Annotated in this window: 7 protein-coding genes and 2 pseudogenes; 7 read left to right on the top strand and 2 right to left on the bottom strand. The window is 32.6% G+C overall.

Annotated features, from left to right (window positions below):
- The first annotated feature begins 175 nt into the window (after positions 1-175).
- The 5 genes and pseudogenes from HN894_03065 to HN894_03045 all read left to right on the top strand — a co-directional run bounded on the left by HN894_03065 (position 176) and on the right by HN894_03045 (position 8,727).
- Positions 176-3,769 carry an N-6 DNA methylase gene (locus tag HN894_03065; GenBank protein ID MBT7142292.1) on the top strand — a complete coding sequence of 1,198 codons (3,594 nt, stop codon included), beginning with the start codon at positions 176-178 and terminating at the stop codon, positions 3,767-3,769.
- An 11-nt stretch (positions 3,770-3,780) separates the two neighbouring features.
- Positions 3,781-6,822, top strand: a complete 3,042-nt coding sequence (locus HN894_03060; GenBank protein ID MBT7142291.1) for a hypothetical protein — start codon at positions 3,781-3,783, stop codon at positions 6,820-6,822.
- Positions 6,823-6,901: 79 nt separating this feature from the next.
- Positions 6,902-7,138 (top strand): annotated as a pseudogene (locus HN894_03055) (cell filamentation protein Fic).
- A 19-nt stretch (positions 7,139-7,157) separates the two neighbouring features.
- Positions 7,158-7,376, top strand: a pseudogene (locus HN894_03050) (cell filamentation protein Fic).
- A gap of 82 nt (positions 7,377-7,458) precedes the next feature.
- On the top strand, positions 7,459-8,727 hold the full coding sequence (locus HN894_03045; protein ID MBT7142290.1) for a DUF2130 domain-containing protein: 1,269 nt from the start codon (positions 7,459-7,461) through the stop codon (positions 8,725-8,727).
- 22 nt (positions 8,728-8,749) lie between these two features.
- On the opposite strand, the gene HN894_03040 is transcribed toward HN894_03045, so the two are convergent.
- Both HN894_03040 and nadB read right to left on the bottom strand, forming a co-directional pair.
- Positions 8,750-9,265: a hypothetical protein gene (locus HN894_03040; protein MBT7142289.1), complete on the bottom strand. Its 516-nt coding sequence runs from the start codon at positions 9,263-9,265 to the stop codon at positions 8,750-8,752.
- A gap of 186 nt (positions 9,266-9,451) precedes the next feature.
- A complete protein-coding gene (gene nadB / locus HN894_03035; GenBank protein ID MBT7142288.1) occupies positions 9,452-11,020 on the bottom strand; it encodes an L-aspartate oxidase in 1,569 nt (522 codons plus the stop codon).
- 470 nt (positions 11,021-11,490) lie between these two features.
- Between nadB and HN894_03030 the strand changes: the two genes are divergently transcribed.
- Complete coding sequence (locus tag HN894_03030) at positions 11,491-14,139, top strand: YfhO family protein (GenBank protein MBT7142287.1); 2,649 nt, start codon at positions 11,491-11,493, stop codon at positions 14,137-14,139.
- A 344-nt stretch (positions 14,140-14,483) separates the two neighbouring features.
- Positions 14,484-21,497 (top strand): hypothetical protein (locus tag HN894_03025; protein ID MBT7142286.1); only part of this gene is annotated, 7,014 nt, incomplete at its 3' end.

Raw genomic sequence — 21,497 nt, 5'->3', positions numbered from 1 at the left:
GATTTTTTTTATGGATAGTGGTAAAAATGATTAAATAGTTGAAATTAATCAGTGTACTACAAAGTTATACTGATACAAGTTCAAAATAATTTCTTTTGAAATCATAGATATTTAGTTGCAATTATTAGTACTTTTATAATTTTTATTTTTGATTGCTTCAAACCAAAAGGATTAGATGGCATTTTTTCAAAATTCAGTACTCAATAAACACTTAAAAGGACAGGATACGAAAACGCTTAATGCTGCTTATCAAAAGTTTACAGCTTATTTTCACAATCAGGCTATTCAACAAAATATTAGCTTAGCCAAAGAAGAACAGTTTCAAGAAGGATTTTTGCGTGAATTGTTTGTGAATATATTGGGCTATACTTTAAATCCACAACCGAATTATAATTTAACTACCGAACTAAAAAACGAAATAGGAGCAAAAAAATGCGATGGTGCTATTTTGCAAGACGGAAAAGCATTGGCTGTTATTGAACTAAAAGGAACCGACACCAAAGATTTAGATAAAATCAATGTTCAGGCATTCAATTACAAAAACAACCAAACGGCTTGTGTTTATGTTATAACATCTAATTTTGAAAAGCTACGTTTCTTTATCCATCATTCGGTAGAGCACTTGGAGTTTAACCTTTTTACCCTTTCCGAAACCGAATTTAAAATACTATGGCTGTGTTTAAGAGCTGATAATTTATTAAATGGTGTTCCGCTAAAAGTAAAAGAAGATAGTCTGTTAGCAGAGGAAAACATAAGCAAGCAACTCTACAAAGATTATTCAGCTTTTAAAACGGACTTGTGGCAGAACATGTACAAGAATCATCCGGAACATGAACAACTCATGCTGTTCAAGAAAACACAAAAATTGCTTGATCGTTTTCTATTCATCTTCTTTTCGGAAGATAGCGGTTTGTTACCGCCTAATTCAATTTCGATGATTATTGAAAAATGGAAACAGGATACAGATTGGGGAGAAGACAGGATGTTGTATGACATTTATAAGCAGTATTTCGGTTTTATCAATACCGGCCGTCCGGCAAGGGGAGGTCGTGCAGAAATCTTTGCTTTCAATGGAGGCCTTTTTCAAGATGATTTGATTTTGGATAATATCAAAATTGACGATGAAATATTATTGAAACATACCGAAAAACTTACGGCCTATGATTTTCAGAGCGAAGTAGATGTAAACATTTTGGGACACATTTTCGAGAATTCACTTAGCGAAATTGAGAATATCACTGCCGAACTAGAAGGGCAGGCGATAGACAAAAGCAAAACTAAACGAAAGAAAGATGGTGTTTTCTATACACCCAAATATATTACAAAATACATTGTAGATAATACCATTGGTAAACTCTGTAAAGAAGAGAAAATTGAACTCAATATTACGGATGAACGTTTTGGGCAAGTCAGTAAAAGATCACGCAAAGGAATTGCAGACCTACAATTATACCGAGAGTGGTTGCTGGATTTAAAAATATGCGACCCGGCTTGTGGCTCCGGTGCTTTTCTGAATCAGGCATTAGAATTTTTAATAGAAGAACATCGCTACCTTGATGAGTTAAGCGCACAATATCATAAAACGCCATTAGTATTAAGCGATATTGAAACGCAAATTTTAGAACAAAACATTTACGGAGTTGATATAAACGATGAAAGTGTAGAAATAGCCAAACTTTCGTTATGGTTAAGAACAGCACAAAAAGGTCGTAAGCTGACTATACTAAACAACAATATTAAATGTGGCAATTCTTTGATTGATGATCCGGAGGTAGCAGGGGAGAAGGCTTTTAATTGGGAAAAGGAATTTCCCGAAGTGTTTAAGTTAAAAGAAAAAGTTGCTTGGCACATCACTACTGCAACACATAATTCAAGATATTCGCAGCGAATGTTTGATAATTATGTTAAATCAGGAAAAGCCGTTTGGATAGATGAAGAAAATGAAATACTCGTATCTGAAACAATAGCAGATATTGTGAAAGAAGATAAATTGAATGTAATTGAGTATAATATATGTGGCGATCACATTCATATGCTATTGGTATGCGAAAAAGACGAACTAACGAAAATAGTAGGAAAAATAAAAGGAATAAGCGGCCGAAAATATAATATCGCCAATGGGATAACGACTACAACAACAAGGGGACATGTCCCCTTGTCCGGTATCGGTATCGGTAGTAGCAATAGCGATATCGGTAGTAGTAGTAGTAGTAGCAATATCGATACCAGTAGCGATACCGAAAAGAAAAAATATAATTCCCTATGGACGCAAAAATTCGGAAAACGAATAATAAAAGGAGAAAACGATCTGCAAAATGTAATAAACTACATACACAACAACCGCCAAAAGCACGGACTACCAGAAAACAAAAAACTCGACAAAATAATAAGCCAAATGTGCTGCACTGCCGAATATGCTTTTCGAACAGAATATAAGGGTGGTTTTGATGTGGTGATTGGAAATCCGCCTTATGTGAATTTTGCTAATTTACCTAAAGAAGAAAGAGAGTTTTTTAAGAAAACATCAAAGGTTTGTAAGAACAAAACAGATCTATATGCATTTTTTGTTGAGATAGCAACGAAAATATTAAAACAAAATGGGAGGTTTTCATTTATTTTCCCTCATACATGGGTAAGCACAACAAGCTTCACACCTTTACGTAAGTTGTTCTTCGATAATTACAAAATTAATAACTTGGTTGAATTGGAACACGGAGTATTTCATGATGCGATAGTTAAAACTGTTATTATAGTATGTGAAAAAGGTAGTGATTTTATCGGTGTACCAATTTTTAATGAAGAGTTTAAGTTCGTTGTAGATATACCCAAAAGTATTATATTTAATGACGAGGAGATGATAATAAATTTTGATTGGACCCCTCAAAAACAAAAAATTGAAGATAAATTATTTAAAGATAGTCTTCGTTTAGATTATTTGTTGAGATTTACGAGAGGTATTAAAACAAGTAACGATAAAAGGTTCTTATACTTAGAAAAGAAAGATGAAGATTATAAAAAAGTTATTAGAGGGAGAAATATAAAGGCGTATAGAACTGATTTTGTTGGGGAGTACGTTTGGTATCGTCCAGATTTGATGAAAGAAAAAGTTGGTTGTTTGCCACATACTAAAGAACTTTTTGAAGTTCCTGAAAAACTCATTACTCAACGAGTGAATAGTTCTGGTCAGCTATTAGTTACTTATGATAATCAACAATACTATTGCCTTGATACAACAAATGTCTCAGTAATAGAAAATGAACTTGAGGTTAATATAAAATATATCTTAGTTCTCTTAAACTCAAGATTAATTAACTGGTGGTTTAACGATAAATTTAAGATGCCAACGATAAGTGGTTATGAGCTACATCAAATTCCAATAAAAATTGACAAGAAAATTGAGGCTATAGTTGTTGATTTTGGAAATGAAAAATTGAAACAAGAACCAATTTTCCAAAATTCTCAAACCAAATTTGGTAAGTACTTAAAATCCCAATTCCAAATTGAAAAACTCCAAAAAAAACTCCAAAACTGGCACGAGTTAGATTTTGGAGAATTCATCAAAGAACTGAATAAAGCTATCAAAAAAGTAGGAGGGGAGAAACTCTCCAAAATGGATGAAATGGAATGGATAGAAGTTTTTGAAACAAAAAAAGCCGAAGCCCAAACCCTAAAAGCAGAAATTGATAAAACTGATGCTGAAATTGACCGTATGGTTTATGAGTTGTATGGGTTGAGTGAGGAGGAGATTAAAATTGTGGAACAAAACTAAAATTAAAACATATGAATGATTCAAGAGGTTCAATTTGGAGAAAATGGGATTTGCATATACATACACCATATTCTGTTCTAAATAATGGATTTGATAACGATTTTGACTTATACGTACAAACCCTTTTCAAAACTGCAATTTCTAAAAATATTGCGACAATTGGTATTACTGACTATTTTACAATTGATGGTTATAAAAAGATTATTGAAGAATACATAAACAATTCTGAGAAGTTAAATGAATTATTTTCTAGTGAAGAAATTTATAAGATAAAACAGATATTAATTCTTCCAAATATTGAATTTCGATTACACGATTTAGTAAACAATCGACGAATTAACTTTCATGTGATTTTTTCAAATGAAGTTCCTGTTCGTGATATTGAAGAACATTTTTTACATGATTTAGATTTTGTTCATGAATCACAACCATTTGATAAGGATAATACGCGTAAATTAAAAAAAAGCAATCTAATAGAATTAGGTAAACGTCTTAAACAGGAACAAACTGATTTTAGTGGGGAAGACCTATTTGTAGGAATGTCAAAAGCAACTGTTCAGCATAAAGATATTTCAGATAAACTTAAAGATAGTAGATTTAAAGAGAAGCACATCATTGGTGTGCCTCCAGATGAGGATTTATCTGATATTGATTGGTCAAGTCAAGAACATATGATTAGAAAATTGATAATTCAAAAATCAAATTTTCTATTTGCATCCAATCCTAAAACTATTCAATGGGCTTTAGGAAAATATGAAACAGAAGAACAATATATTAAGGAATTTAAATCATTAAAACCTTGCCTTTGGGGATCTGACGCACATGAGTTCGGAAAACTATTTGAACCTGATTTAGAAAGGTATTGCTGGATTAAAGCTGATACTACTTTTAATGGTCTAAGACAAATACTTTATGAACCAGAAGAAAGAGTCTATATTGGAAAAAGACCTAAGTTTATTGATACTGTAAATAACAATCCAACAAAATACTTCAATAAAGTTTTAATAAAACCTTTATCTGTATATAATGGAAGAAATGGAAAATGGTTTGATAATTTAACAATTGAGTTTAATAATGGATTATGTGGAATTATAGGAAATAAAGGAAAAGGGAAAAGTGCCGTTGCTGACATTCTTGGGTTACTCGGAAACTCTAAAGTTTCTACTAAAGATCAAAAAGATAAGCTATTCTCTTTCCTAAATAAAAGTAAGTTTTGTAAAAGAGGTTTTGCTGAAAACTTTGAAGCAATAATATTTTGGAATGATGGAACAAATAAATCTAGCAACTTATCTGATAATATAGATTATACAGATAATGAAAAAATAAAATATATCCCTCAAAAGTTTTTTGAAGACTTATGTTCAACTGAAGATGATGAGAATTTCAGAGAAGAATTAAATAATGTAGTTTTCTCAAGAGTTGCAAATAAAGACAAACTAGGAAAAAATACATTTAATGAGTTAATTGATTATAAAACAGAGTTATTTAAAAATGAAATTGATGGCTTAATTATTAAGTTAAGAGAACTCAATACTGAGATAATAGAATTAAATAACAAGAAAAAACCAGAATACAAATCTTCTATTGAGAATAAAATTAAAGGAAAGCGGAAAGAATTAGATGCTCATGATAAAATTAAAGAAGAAATTACTGTTGTCAAGAATCCTTCTGATGATGAAAAGTTGTCAGAAGAACAAAGAGGAAAATCCGATATAATTTCAAAATTAATTGAGCAAATATATAACCTACAAAAAGAAATAGAGGAGCTTTCTGATAAACAGGATTTACATGAAATAGAAAAGCATGAATTAGAAAGATTGTATGATGATACAAAAGAATTAGAAGATTATATAGACCAATGGAAAGCTAATAAAAATGAACTATTCAAGAAATATGGCTTAAGTATTGGAAATATAATTAAAACAACATTTAATAAAGAATTAATATCAGCAAAAAAAGGGAAGCAAATTGCTGAACTAAAAAAGATTGAAAATTTTCTTTCAAAAGAATCAGTTTTAGATGAGGATAGCAAAGATGTCAGCTTGGTGGTTAAAGATGAAAAGTTAAAAAAAGAGAAATTAACAATTGAAGGAGAGTTAGAAAAACCATTTAAAGAATTTCATGATTATCAGCAAAAAGTAAAGGAATGGGGAATAAAGAAAAAGGAAATTGAAGGTGATGATTTCACGCCGAATACATTAATCCATTACAAAAACGAATTATTGTACATTGAAAATAAATTAAATACTGAATATGAAGAGAAAAGGGAAGAAAGAAGTGCTGTTGCGATAAGTATTTATAGAAAGAAAAAAGATATACAAGACATTTACAATAGCATAAAATTATCTATAACTGAATTATTATCTAAATATTCAAATGATCAACGAATTACATTAGAAACTTCTTTCGAGGTTGATAATGAGTACTATAAATCTTTTTTTGGCAATTATATTAACAGATATGGTGCTTTTTATCAAAAAGATAATAATTATTTGAGAGATATATCTATTAAATATGATTTTGATAATGAAGATAATGTTATTCAATTTATCAATGGCATTATTGATATGGATGTACATTATAAGGAGAATAAAGAACTATTGTTTCTAAACTATATATTTTCTTTAGACTATTTGAATCCAAGATATAATCTCAGATTAAATAATAAAGGATTAAAAGAGTTATCTCCAGGTGAAAGAGGAGGACTTCTGCTCATTTTTTATTTGATTCTTGATAAAGATGATAAACCTTTAGTCATTGACCAGCCAGAAGATAATCTCGACAATCAAAGTGTGAGTGAGATATTAGTTCCATATATTAGGGAAGCTAAAAAAAGAAGGCAAATAATTATGGTTACGCATAATCCAAACTTAGCAGTAGTATCTGATGCTGATCAAATAATAAGAATGAATATTGATAAAGAAAATAATTTTTTAGTTTCACAAATTAGTGGAGCTATTGAAAATCCAGAAATAAATAAATCTGTTGTTGATATTTTAGAAGGTAAAATGAAAGCATTTAACAATAGGCGATTGAAATACTATAATAAATAATGAAAAACCAAACTCAAATAAACTGTCCTAACTGCAGAACATCAATAGATGTACTTCAACTATAAATAAAGATGTAAATATGTCAAACTCAGAAATACTAATATATAAAACAGAAGATGGCAGTACCAAAATAGATGTTCGTTTGGAAGATGAAACTGTATGGCTTACACAATTACAAATGTCAGAGTTATTTGGTAAAAGCAAAAAAACAATCTCTGAGCATATTGGGAATATCTTTAAGGAAGGTGAACTAAATGAAAATTCAGTTGTCCGGAATTTCCGGACAACTGTCCAAAATGGTAAATTGTATAATACAAATTTTATTGACAAAAAACATGAGTAATATAAACCAAAACAGACAGGAGTTTTTTTTATACACTAGCCCAAATGGCGATATAAAATTTGAGGTATTTATACAAAACGAAACTCTTTGGCTTACGCAGCAAAAAATGGCTGAGCTTTTTGGTGTTCAAAGACCAGCTAAAACAAAGCATTTAAAAAATATTTTTGAAAGTGGAGAATTAGACGAAAAAGTGGTATGTTCCATTTTGGAACTAACCACTCAACACGGTGCTATTCAAGACAAACAGTATTTATCTGATTTTGATGAGGCAATTAAAAAATTAAAGAAATAAAATGAAAAACGAAACCCAAATAAAATGCCCAAACTGCGGTACATCAATAGATGTACAAGATATTCTTGCTCATCAATTAGAAGATGAGATTAAACAGAAGTATCAAGCTCAAATAGCGGAAGAAAAGAAGAAGTACGAAGCTGAACAAGAAAAATTAAAACAAGAAAAACTTGATTTTGAGCAGAAGAAAAAGCAAGAGAATGAATTGTTTCAGGAACGCTTTGATAAAAAACTGAAAGAGGAAAAAAGCTTGATGGAAAAAAAGCTAAAAGATAAACTTCTTGAAGAACAATCGGAACAATTTCAAGTTTTTCAAAAAGAACTAAACGAGAAATCGGAACAAATTAAGGAGCTTAACAGAACCAAGGCAGAAATTGAGAAACTCAAACGAGAAAAGTCTGAATTAAAAGAAGCTACTGAGGCAGAAGCCCAAAAGAAGCTAAATGAAACGCTCATTTCAGAGAAAGAGAAAATCAGAAAATCGGAAGAAGAAAAAAACGAATTGCGCTTCAAAGAAATGCAAATACAATTAGAAGCACAGAAAAAGCTTACCGAAGAAATGAAACGTAAGCAGGAGCAAGGTTCTATGCAATTGCAAGGCGAGGTTCAGGAATTGGCAATTGAAGAATGGCTGGCTGCTCAATTTCCTTTAGATACAATTGATGAAATAAAGAAAGGAGCAAGGGGTGGGGACTGTCTTCAAACCGTTAATACACGTTCTATACAAAATTGTGGAACCATCTATTATGAAAGTAAACGCACTAAGGATTTTCAACCAAGCTGGATAGAGAAGTTTAAAGCTGACATTAGAGAAAAGGGAGCAAATATTGGGGTGTTGGTTACAGAAGTAATGCCATCTGATATGGATAGGATGGGTCTGAAAGATGGTATTTGGATTTGCAACTATGATGAATTTAAGGGATTATGTGCAGTCATTCGAGAATCTATTGTTCAATTAAGTACTGCCATTAGTTCGCAGGAAAACAAAGGTGACAAAATGGATATGTTATATAGCTTCTTAACGGGAAACACATTTAGAATGCAGGTTGAAGCAATAGTTGAGGGTTTTACGCAGATGAAATCAGATCTGGAAACAGAGAAACGTTCAATGCAGCGAATTTGGAAGCAAAGAGATAAACAAATTGAAAAAGTAATTACAAATACGATTGATATGTATGGCTCAATTAAGGGGATTGCCGGTAATGCTATACAGACTGTAAAGGCTTTAGAATTACCCGGAGCAGATGAGGATGAAAACGAACAAGCATAGCTGGAGTTACTATGATTATAATTTAGTGTTTAAATGTAATTGTTAACTTCTGATCACCTCCGGGAATGGTGATACTCGGAAAATTTGGGATAGTAATAGTGGTATCTGGTAAGCTTTCTATTCTCGACAAAATTAACTCTTCAGCAGTAAGGCTTTCCATATCCATTGAGTCCAACAGCACACTACCTGAGAAAATCATTTTGGTTTCATCTTCGTTAAACTTCCAGATACCTTCTTGAATTTCTTGCTCTGCATTCTCATCGCACTTTGTAGCTCCTTCATTCATGGTTGTAGTATAATCAGGATTAAATGTATATTGATTGTCTCTCACACATTCTTCTATAAACATATCACCATCGGTAATCGTTAATCCATATACCGAAATTCCTGGACTCAATTTAATATCAGAAATATGCCATGATTTCTCTGTAATTATCTCAGTATTGCTTGGTTCTGGCTGTTCATCTTTTTTACAAGAATTTGTAAATATTATAATTGATGAAACTACTGCAATAAATAAATACTTTTTTATTTTCATATTAAAAAATTTGTGTTCAAAGATAAAAAAATATATTGTTGCTTATTCTTTAAATTTTGTCTGCTTCATAGAAAAACGATAATCTAAAAATAAATAATATCTATTTGTCCTATAATTAATATTATGTTAAATAGAATATTTGATTTCTTTCATACATTATGGGAATTTAAATTTAGTTGGGAATTTCTATTTTATATTTTTTCTTCGATAATCAATAGTATAATGCAATCCTCTACTTTCTTTTCGTTTTAGTGCCAAACGAATTATTATATATGCAACATTGATAGCATTCCGAAGCTCACATAGTTTTGCAGACACTATTGATTTTTTAAATAAGTCTTCAGTTTCACGATAAATAATATCTAATCTGTCCATTGCTCTTTTCAGGCGAAGATTTGAACGAACAATACCAACATAATTAGTCATTATTTGTTGAAGTTCTTTAAGGTTTTGAGTAATCAGCACCATTTCTTCAGGATGAGAAGTTCCGGCATCGTCCCAATTTGGAATATACTTATGCACTTGAATTTTACTAATATTCTTAATACTCACTTTCGAAGCTCTGTTAGCAAAAACAACAGCTTCCAGCAAAGAATTTGATGCGAGACGATTTGCACCATGCATGCCTGTAGATGTAACTTCACCGGCAGCAAAAAGGTTTTTTATTGACGTCAACCCGTTTTCATCAACCACTATTCCACCGCAAAGATAGTGAGCAGCAGGGACAACAGGAATAAGATCTTTAGTAATATCAATGCCAAGTTTCAAACATTTTTGATGAATATTGGGAAAATTCGAAATCAATTTTTCACCATCAAGATGTGTTGCATCAAGATATACAAATTCATCGCCTCGTGTCTTAATCTCGTTATCAATAGCACGTGCAACAATATCGCGTGGAGCTAAGGATTCTCGCTTATCATATTTGTGCATAAACTCTTTTCCATTAGCAGTTTTTAGTTTAGCACCAAAACCTCGCAATGCTTCAGTTATTAGAAATGAAGGACGCTCGTTCGGATTGTATAATGATGTTGGGTGAAACTGAACAAATTCCATATTTTCAATTGCACCCTTAGCTCTATACACCATAGCTACACCATCGCCTGTTGCAATCGAAGGATTTGTAGTTGTTTGGTATATATTTCCAATTCCGCCGGATGCAATAAAAACAATTTTTGAAAGAAAAGTTCTAATTTGATTTGTTTTTAGATTTAAAGCATATAATCCATAACATTCAATATCCTTAAATCTTCTAGTAATTGTCTGATTTAAATGGTGTTGAGTAATAATATCGATAGCGAAATAAAAATCGAAAATTTCAATATTAGGATGATTCTTTACTTTTTCTGTCAAAGCTCTCTGAATTTCAAAACCTGTATTATCCTTATGGTGTAATATTCTATGTTCGCTATGCCCTCCCTCCTTTGCTAAATCGAACATTCCGTTTGGTTTTTTGTCGAAATTTGCACCTATATTTATTAATTCCTGAATTTGTTCTTGTGCTTCGGAAACTACATTTTTCACAATTGCATTATCACATAATCCGTCTCCGGCTTTTATAGTATCGCTTATGTGTTTTTTGAAGGAATCTGGTTGGTAAGTTACAGCGGCAATTCCACCTTGTGCATATTTTGTATTAGTCTCGTCGAAAGTTGTTTTACTAATTATCCCTACCCTACCGAATTTAGCAACTTTTAGTGCATAACTTAATCCGGCAATACCTGAACCAACAATTAAAAAATCGAATGTTTTCATTAAAAATTCTTAAACACAGCATTAAAACATACAACAAAAGTAGTATTAATAATTAGTGTTTCTAAAAAACGGCTAAATCTTTTTTGAAGGTGCTTGAAAATAATTTTCTTCTTATAATTATGAAGTATCAAGCTCTGTTTATTATTCTTTCATTTACTTTTGTCTTGACACAAAAGTAACAAAAACTCAAGAAAAAATGAAGCTACAACCCGCATGCCAACTCCCGCCCGCCATTTTTTCCGGCCAACGCCTATAATTTTTATTAAAATTATTTTGGTTGGAACAACTTTTGATAATTGTGGACAGCAATGAAATTCATGTCTTCTGCACTAATAGTTTACACATAGCTACCATCAAAACATTTTGCTTCAGCACCTCAAAAAAAGATTTAGCTTAAAAACTAATTATGAAATTATTCAATTCGATATAAATTTTCGACCTTTGCCAATATTTTATATAAATAATTTGATATGAAAATAGACAAAAGAATTATTTCAAAAAGCCTCCCTCCTATTGTTGCAATTTTAGTTTTTGTAATAATTAGTAGTATATATTTCTCACCTCAACTTAAAGGCTATTTACTGAAACAATCGGATATTGACCAATTTCTTGGGATGAGTAAAGAAATTTCCGATTTTAGAGAAAAGTACGATTCTGAGCCTTTATGGACAAATTCGATGTTTGCAGGAATGCCGGCATATCAGATTTCAACAAAACATTTCAATATAGTTAGTTTGTTGAAGGACAGCATTCTGAAAATAATTCCAAGACCAATTGGATATATGTTTTTTCTGATGCTTGGATTTTATATCTTGCTATTATGTTTTGATGTAAATCCGTGGCTGGCAATGATTGGAGCAATTGTATTTGGTTTATCTTCATTAAATATTTTATATCTTGCAACAGGTCATAATTCGAAAATACATGCAATTTCATTTATTCCACCCTTAATAGGAAGCATTATTTATTCTTATCGGAAAAACCTGTTGAAAGGTTCGGTAATGCTGAGTATTTTTGTTTGTTTACATTTATCGGCAAATCATATTCAAATGACATACTACATGATTTTTCTGATTTTAGCAATTCTAATTGTTGAGTTTTTTCATTTCTTGAAAAAGAACTTATTACCTAAGTTTCTGAAAATTTCTGGTGTTTTGCTTCTGGCCGGAATATTAGGAGTGATACCAACAATTTCTAATTTGATAGTAACATACGAATATAGCGAGCATACAATCAGGGGAAAATCTGAACTCACCATTTCGGCAAACAAAAATGAAAGCACCAAAACAGATGCATTAGATAGCGACTATATTAAAAGGTATAGTTTAGGATTTGGCGAAATTTGGTCTGTAGCAATACCTAATATAAAAGGTGGTAAAAGTGGACTCTTAGGTTACGATGATGAAATAATGAAAAAAGTTCCGTCAAAATATCAAAACGAAATTGCAAATAAATACTCATATTGGGGCGAGCAATATGCATCAGGAGGGGCTTTTTATTTTGGTGCAAGCATTTTCTTTCTATTTATATTAGCTATGTTTTTTGTCAAAGATAAAATAAAATGGGCTTTACTTTCAGTTTCTGTTTTAGCTCTGATTTTATCAATGAAATATAGCAGTGTTACAGATTTTTTCATCAATTATTTTCCTTTGTTTAGCAAATTTCGTGATACGAAAATGATGCTAATTCTTGCTCAATTGTCGTTTCCACTATTAGGAATTTTGTTTCTAAATCATTTACTGAAACACAAAATTGACAAGAAAAAGTTCCTGTATGTTACAATTTCGGTAAGTGGACTTTTCATATTATTTTATGTTATGCCAACTGTCTTTTTCGATTTTTTTAGTTACGATGAAGTGCAACAATATCACAGTCAAATAAATAAATATAAGGGCAATCAAAATGCACTTTTGCAGCTTGAAGAAATAAATAGTGAAATCTCAAATGCCAGAGAAAGCATTTTTAAATCTGACGTATTAAGAAGTTTATTATACATTTTAGTATTGGCTACTTTGGTTTATCTGCTAATAATTCGTGTTCTAAAAGAAAAAGCCTTCATAGCTATCCTTGCAATTATTTTAGTTTTTGATTTATGGACCGTAGATAAACGATATTTGAATAATGAGAAGAAAGGCAGGAAATATAATCAATGGGTAGATTCGTACAAATATAGAAATCCGTTTCAGGCAACTTCAGCCGACATTGGAATTTTGAACAATGAGCTTGAAGCAAATCCAATACTGAAACAAAAAATAAATGATGAAATTGGTCAATTTAAAAATGACAAGAAACTAAAATCCTCAGAAATCAAAATTGAAAAGGAAAAACTCATATTCAGGGAATTGAATTTTGCTACCAACTATCGTGTCCTGGCTTTGCAAAATCCTTTCATCAGTAGCCGCGAATCCTATTATCATAAATCTATTGGTGGTTACCATGGAGCAAAACTTAAGAATTTTCAGGAAGTAGTTGAATTTTATATCGGAAAAGAACATGCTGCTATTATAAATATTCTAAACGAAAAGAAATCGATAGAAGCTGTTCAATATGTTCTAAAAAATCATACACCAATTCTGAATATGCTGAACACTAAATATCTTATATATAATCAGGGGGCTCCTCCGATTATTAATCCTTTTCATTTTGGAAATGCCTGGTTTGTAGAGCAAATAAAATTTGCAGAAAATGCTGATGAAGAGATACTTTCATTAAAATCTATTGATCAAAAAACAGTAATTGTCAATAATCTTTATGAAAAACAAATTAATAAAAATTTCGAATTCGACTCATTAGCAACGATTCAACTAATATCCTATAGTCCAAATCATTTGGTCTATGAAACCAATACAGAATCAGCTCAATTTGCTGTTTTTTCTGAAATTTTCTTTCAGGCCGGCTGGAAAGTTTTCATTGACGAAAAGCCATCGGAATACTACAAAGCAAACTATTTGTTAAGATCAATGAATATTCCGAAAGGGAAACACATAGTAGAATTTAAATTCGAACCAGAATCATACTTTTTAAGTAGAAATATTTCGTATGCAGGCTCAGCTTTGTTAGTCTTATTTATTGTTGGTATGCTTTTTATGAATTATCGAAAAGTAAAATTGATGATATAGAAATGATTTTCTGATTTATTAATGGAACCCTCTAAAAATGCAAATTTCTTCGTTGTTTCGCAATTTTAAAATCCTCATTTACAATAGTAAACTCCGGTTTTTAAATTTCTTACGCCTTGAAATTTACTATTTTTAGAAGTCCCCTAATACTAATATATTTTTCATTTTTGGATTATAGCCATAACTATTCGAATTCAAAAAAAATTTGAATCTGTAATGAATACTTTATCAAGCATTTATACCGTATATTAATGTTAAAATATACAAAAAACTTTTAATCGCATTTGGTTATATGAAATATAACCTCTAATTTTAAGCCAAATTAATTAATTAAAATATTTATTATGAAGAGAACTTACTTTGCTTTAAAGTCATCTATACTGGTGGTATTGATGACCTTGTTGTTTAGCAATTTTGGCCATTCACAATTGGTAACAATTGGTACAGGCACTATTGTTAATACAAATACTACTTACCCGGCACCATACGGAAATTATTATATGGGTGCAAGGCATCAGATGTTAATTCTTGCATCTGAGATTTCTGCCGGAGGTGCTGGTAATGGATTTATTCAATCTGTTGCTTTTGATGTTGTTACTGCCAATGCATCAAATCTTGGAAACTTCGAGATTAAAATTGGAGCCACAACGTTAACATCTCTTACAACCTGGGCTCCAGGTCTGACCTCTGTATATTTAAATAATTATATAGAAACTACAGGCTGGAATACACATATGTTTACAACTCCATTTTTATGGGATGGTTTTAGCAATATTATTATCGAAACTTGCTTTTATACCAGTACACCTTATACCTATAATGCTGTTATAAATCAAAGTACAACTGCATTTAATTCTACTGTGGAGTATCAAATGGATAATACTCCTGCGATATGTGCTACAACACTTCAGGCATATTGGTCTCCGTTCATGCAACGTCCAAATATGCAATTAGATATTTTGCCTGCGGTACAGTCGAATGAAAATTTGGGAATGACATCATGGGATTCACCAGCTCCAAATCTTGGGCTTGGCTTGACAGCAACTACTCCAATTACAATTACTTATAAAAATTGGGGACTTGCCACACAGAATATTTATACATTATCTTATTCTATAGATAATGGTGCTAGTTTTGTAACAGAAACTGTTACAACACCAATTTTACCTGATAGTTTTTTAACTTATACATTTACAACAACTGCCGATTTTTCTGTAATGGCAGCATATGATTGTATAGCAGCAGTTTATTTATCCGGAGATACTATTAATTATAATGACACTATTGATGGAATTACTGTTTTAAGTATTGCTACAATTAGTTCGTTTCCATATCTCGAAAATTTTGAAAGTGGAAATTTCTGGATATCAGGTGGAACCTCCAGTTCATGGGAATTTGGAACACCAGCTGGTTCTACAATTAGTGGAGCCTATTCTGGTTCGAATTGTTGGGCGACAAACCTTACAGGAGTTTATAATAACTATGAAGATTCATGGGTTGAAAGTATAATTTTTGATATGACAAGTCTGACAGCTCCTGTATTTGAATTTAAATATTGGATAGATGCACAAGGTATGTACTACGATGGTGTAAAAGTGCAATATACTCTCGATGGTGGACTTACATGGCTGCACTTAGGTAGCGAATTTGGCGATCCTTTATTAGATCCAAACGGAACAAATTGGTATAACGGAATGAGCATTGCCGGAATTGGTTATGTAAATGGTTGGACAGGAAATGGTACAGGTTGGGTAAACGGAAAATATTTGATGACAACCTTAGCCGGTGAACCAAGTGTTAAATTCAGAGTTTGTTTTGGTTCTGATAGTTATACTCAATATAATGGATTTGCTTTCGACGATTTGATGATTTATCAATTGCCTGACAATGATGCAAGTGTTGTTTCATTTTATGGAATCGAATCAATATGCGAAGGTTTCAATGATGTATATGCAATAATTACAAATCTTGGAAACAATGCAATAAATAATGTTGATGTGATGTGGGAAGTTGACGGAGTTTCTCAAACAACTTATGCTTATACAAACACATTATTAACTACAGAAGTTGACACAATTTTGTTAGGTTCGTATAATTTCATTTCTGGAAACATCTATGAGGTAAAAGGATGGACTTATATGCCTAACAATTTGCCGGATGATATGCCATTGAACGATACTGCTATAATTTCCAATATGCAAACTGCATTTGCAGGAACTTATACAATTGGTGCTACAGGAGATTATCCAGATTTTACAACTGCTGTAGATGTATTAACTACTGTTGGTCTTTGTGGCCCGGTTATTTTTAATGTAGAAACAGGTGTTTACACTGAACGTATAGGAATTCCTGAAATAATAGGGAATAATGCTACAAACACAATTACTTTCCAATCGCTTTCAGGCGACAGTACAGATGTTGTGTTACAATGGCCTACCGGATCATCTGACAACTCTGTATTCAAAGCATCCGGTGTCGATTATTTGACTATCCAAAATATGACAATAAAATCTACATCGGCCGCAACATACGGACGTGTAATTGATCAAACAGCCGGATCAACTTACAATACATATAAGAATAATGTAATTGAATCAATTGTTGCAACCAGTAGTTTAGCTGCACCTTTTTACGATCATGCTACAAATAATGATCATTGTACTATCGCTAACAATAGGATTTTAAACGGATACTACGGTATCTATAAGCAAGGTATAAGTTCTTCAAATCAGGAAGATGGAAATGTCTATAAAGATAATATTATTGAAGGATATTATTACTATGGTATTTATAGCTACTACCAAAAAAATATTATTATTGATGGTAATACTGTGACGAATGGCGCAAATACAGGTGTAAACTATCCAATATATATGTATTATAATGACTATCTAACATGTATAAATAATAAGGTTTTCATGTCAGGAACCAGTTCACAATATGGAATTCGCCCTTATTATTGTGATGGAGATGCAACAAATCCAAATATTGTTGCTAACAACATGATTAGTCAATGGGGTTCTCCCACAGCAACTGTTTATGGAATATATCACTATTACTCCAGTTATACTGACTATATAAATAACTCAGTACTTGTCGCAGGCGGTTCTCCCTTATACGGAAGAGCTCTCTATGCCTATGGAACGACAACTTACTCATTCAACAATTTTGTAAACAATATTTTTGCAAATACCGGGGGTGGACAAGCTGCCTACATTAACTCTGCCGGATGGATAACTGAATTAGATCATAACAATTTATTTACTACAGGATCTGTACTTGGTTATTATGGTGGTAATCAGGCAGATATAACAGCATGGCAAACAGCAACCGGTACTGCAATGAGTAATAATTCGGTTTCTGTTAATCCAGGATTTGCAGCAAATAATGACTTACATGTATATGGTAATGCAACAATGAATGATTTAGGTACTCCTTGGCCTGGAATTATATATGATATTGATGGTGAATTACGTGATACGATTACTCCAGATATGGGAGCAGATGAATATGCACCTGCAGCTATTGATATTGGAGTAGCTGGACTTCTTAACCCTATTCCTGAAATGTGTTACGATTCTGCCGAATTAATATCAGTATTAGTTCAGAATTATGGATTAGATACTATTGATTTTTCAATTGATACATTATTTATTGAAGCAAGTGTATCCGGAACAAATCCGGTAATTTTCCCGACTGTAGAAATAAACGTTGGAACATTAGCATCTGGTGAAAGTTTGGAAATTGTTCTTTCAACTGCTTACGATATGTCAGCAAATGGATCATATACATTTGATGCTTTCAGTACATTATCTAATGATGGTATTTTTAACAACAATGCTATGGGTACTGTAACAATAAATGTATTTGGAATTAATGCTTTACCATATGCAGAAGATTTTGAAACATTTACTTCAGGAAATCCAGGATCATTAGCAAATGGTTGGTCACGAAATCCTGCTTCAGGAATGGCATGGATGCCGGATATGGGAGGAACTTCTTCTTCAGCTACCGGACCAAATATTGATCATACTACAGGAAGTACATCAGGTATTTATGTATATATGGAAACTTCTTCCGGGACAACTGGAGATTCAGCTTTCTTCATGCCTCCATGTGCTTCTATAGCAAGCAAACAATTAAGTTTCTGGTATCATATGTATGGTGCAACCATGGGAACTCTTGGTGTTCAGGAATTTGTAAATGGTGGTTGGTCAACAATATGGTCGCTCACCGGTCAGCAAACTGCATCATCATTAGATCCTTGGGTTGAAGCAATAGTTCTGTTTAGCCCTACTGCAAATACTTTCAGATTCTATGGAGTTAGAGGTACTAGCTATTCCGGTGATATGGCGATTGATGATGTTTTGATAATCCAACCATTGCCAAACGATGCATCTGTTGAAATAGCTTATACTTTTGGAACTCTTCCATTACCAAGTGGAACTCCTACCGAAGTTTCAGCATGGGTTAAGAACTGGGGATTCAATCCACAAACTAATCTTGATGTTACTTTAAGTTTGTCTGGCGATAATACATTCACTGATGTTTTCACTATTGCAAACTTAGCTCCATATGCCGATACATTTATTACTTTTAATGTATATTCTCCAACTGTTATTGGTAATAATACAGTAACTGTTTCAGTTCCTGCCGATGATAATCTTACTAATAATACTTGGCAATACAATCAAATTACTACTGCTGAGACATATAACTATTGTGACACAGCAGGTGCTACAAATTTCTTAGGATGGACTGCCGGAAACGATGGTATTTTCTTAAGTAAATATACAATAAACGGTTCTAAGACTGTTGAATATGTAAATGTAAGAATTGGTGATGATAATACAGTAGGCCAAACAGTTTATGCTGTTGTAATTGATACTGGTGGTGTGGTTGTAGGAGAATCTGCTCCTGTAGTACTCACTGCTGCCGATACAGGTGCTTATTATTCATTCCCAATATTAGTTCCAAGTTTGACTTTAGTTGTTAATACTGATGTATATGTTGGTCTTGCTGCTACAAACTCCTCAAATGGAACTGCATATTATGCTCTTGGACTTCAAGAAGAAGATCCGGGCAGAGACGGTGCTTTCTATTATACCGACTTAACTGGTGGCGCTTTTACAGAACTTAATGATTTCGGAAGATATATGATCGAGGCTGAACTCGGTGATCCTCCTCCATTTGAGGCATATCTTATTGGATTTATTAGCCCTGACGGAGGTTGTGGACTTTCTGCATCTGAATCATTCACTATGCAAATTCAAAACACCGGTACTGATACTATCAGCGGTGGATTATCTGCAAGTATTGGTTTTGTAGGTGGTACAATTTATACTGAAAATGTTCCTGGAATTATTTATCCTGGAAATATTATAACATTTACCTTTGCACAAACTTTCGATTTAACAGTTCTTGCTGATACAACATTTGAATTTATTGGTTGGATTGATTTAGTAAATGATCCAATGCAGTTGAATGATACTGCTTTATATAGTGTTGATTCATGGTGGGTACCACCAGGACCACTTACATTTAATGATACTATTCCTTATGGAACATCAGGAACAGTTTCTGCTTCAGCTCCTTATACATTATATTGGTTCGAAGATGAAACAAGTTTAAATTTCTTCTCTTTAGATACATTTGTAAATACTCCAATCCTTTATGATACAGCTACATATTGGGTGGAAGCTGCAACTGGATCCAGCGGAACTTATGATGTTGGAACCGGAACTGCCGTAGGTACAAGTTATAGCTACCCAACTCCATATGGACAATATTATAATGGTTCGAAAGAGCAATATTTGATACCTGCTTCCGAATTGTTAGCAATGGGTATGCTTGGCGAAATGGTTCAATCAATTGCTTTTGATGTTGTAACTCCTGCAGGTGCAAGCCTTAATGATTACACAATCTCAATTGGAACAACTCAAATTACATCCTTAACAACCTGGCAAACAGGTTTGGTTGATGTATATTATAATAGTAGTTATGCTACAACTGCTGGTTGGAATGTGCACGCCTTTACTGATCCTTGGGTATGGGATGGTGTTAGTAATATAATTATTCAAACATGTTTTGATAATTATCCTAATGGTTATACTACAAATGGAATTGTAAAACATACTACTACTACTTACCCTGCTACAATTAATATGCACTCAGATGGTGGCGGAGTTTGTCCTAGTACTACTTTATATACATATTCTTACAATCAGCGTCCAAATATTCAAATATATATTACTGCAGCAGGTTGTCCAAGTGTTAGACTTCCAGTTCATTGTATTGTAGAAGGAATTCCTGATTATGATGCAGGTGTTACAGTAATTACTGAGCCATTTACAGGTTTGTTATTAGGAAATGAAGAAGTTACTATAGAAGTTCTTAACTATGGTGTTCAAGCAATATCCAATTTTGATGTAGCTTATGTTCTTAATGGACAAGCTCCTGTAATTGAGACTATTACTGCAAATCTGAATTCTGGAGACTCATATATTTATACTTTTGCAACTCTTGCAGATTTAAGTGTATTTGGAGTTTATGATTTTGTTGCTTACCCAATGCTATCAGGTGATACTATCGCTGTAAATGATACTGCATATGCTACCGTAGAAAATCTTCCATTACAGTATTGTGTTTCAAGTGCCACTTCTAATACGTATGAAGAGATTATTAATGTTGACTTAAGTAATTTAAGTAATTATTCAGGACCTTCTAATGGAGCAATGTACACAGACTTTACTTTATTACCAGCTGTTCAGCTTGCACCAGGTATGACCTATCCGGTTTCAATTACAACTGATTTCTTTACTTATACAACTCAATTCAGTTGTTGGGTAAAAGTTTATATCGACTGGAATAGAGATGCAGTATATGATGAATTGACAGAAGTTGCTTTCAGTAGTGCGACCACGTCCTCTGCTACTGTAACCGGAATTGTTACTGTACCTGTTACTGCCTTATCAGGCTTTACCGGAATGCGAGTTGTATTTGAAGAAACTACTATAGCTACTGGTGTTGTTGCCTGTGGAACATATACATGGGGAGAAACTGAAGACTATACAGCTATGATAGCTCCACTTATTCCTAATGATGCTGGTGTTGTTGAAATTCTTTCACCTGTGGCAATCGAACTTGAAAATACTTCAGTTCCTGTTGAAGTTATAATCAGAAACTTTGGTACTGATACTTTAACAGCTTGTGATATAGCATACGAATTAAACGGTGGAACTCCACAATTCACACCATGGACCGGAAGTTTACCGACTTTCGATACTGATACTGTTACATTACTGCCAAATATTATTTGCCCTGGTGGGTATAACGATATTTGTGCTTACACAATATTG

The organism is Bacteroidota bacterium (genome assembly GCA_018692315.1).
In the GTDB taxonomy this organism is placed as follows: Bacteria; Bacteroidota; Bacteroidia; order Bacteroidales; family JABHKC01; genus JABHKC01.
The sequence above is the reverse complement of the archived record's forward strand: the minus strand, read 5'-3'. Positions and strand labels throughout refer to the sequence as shown.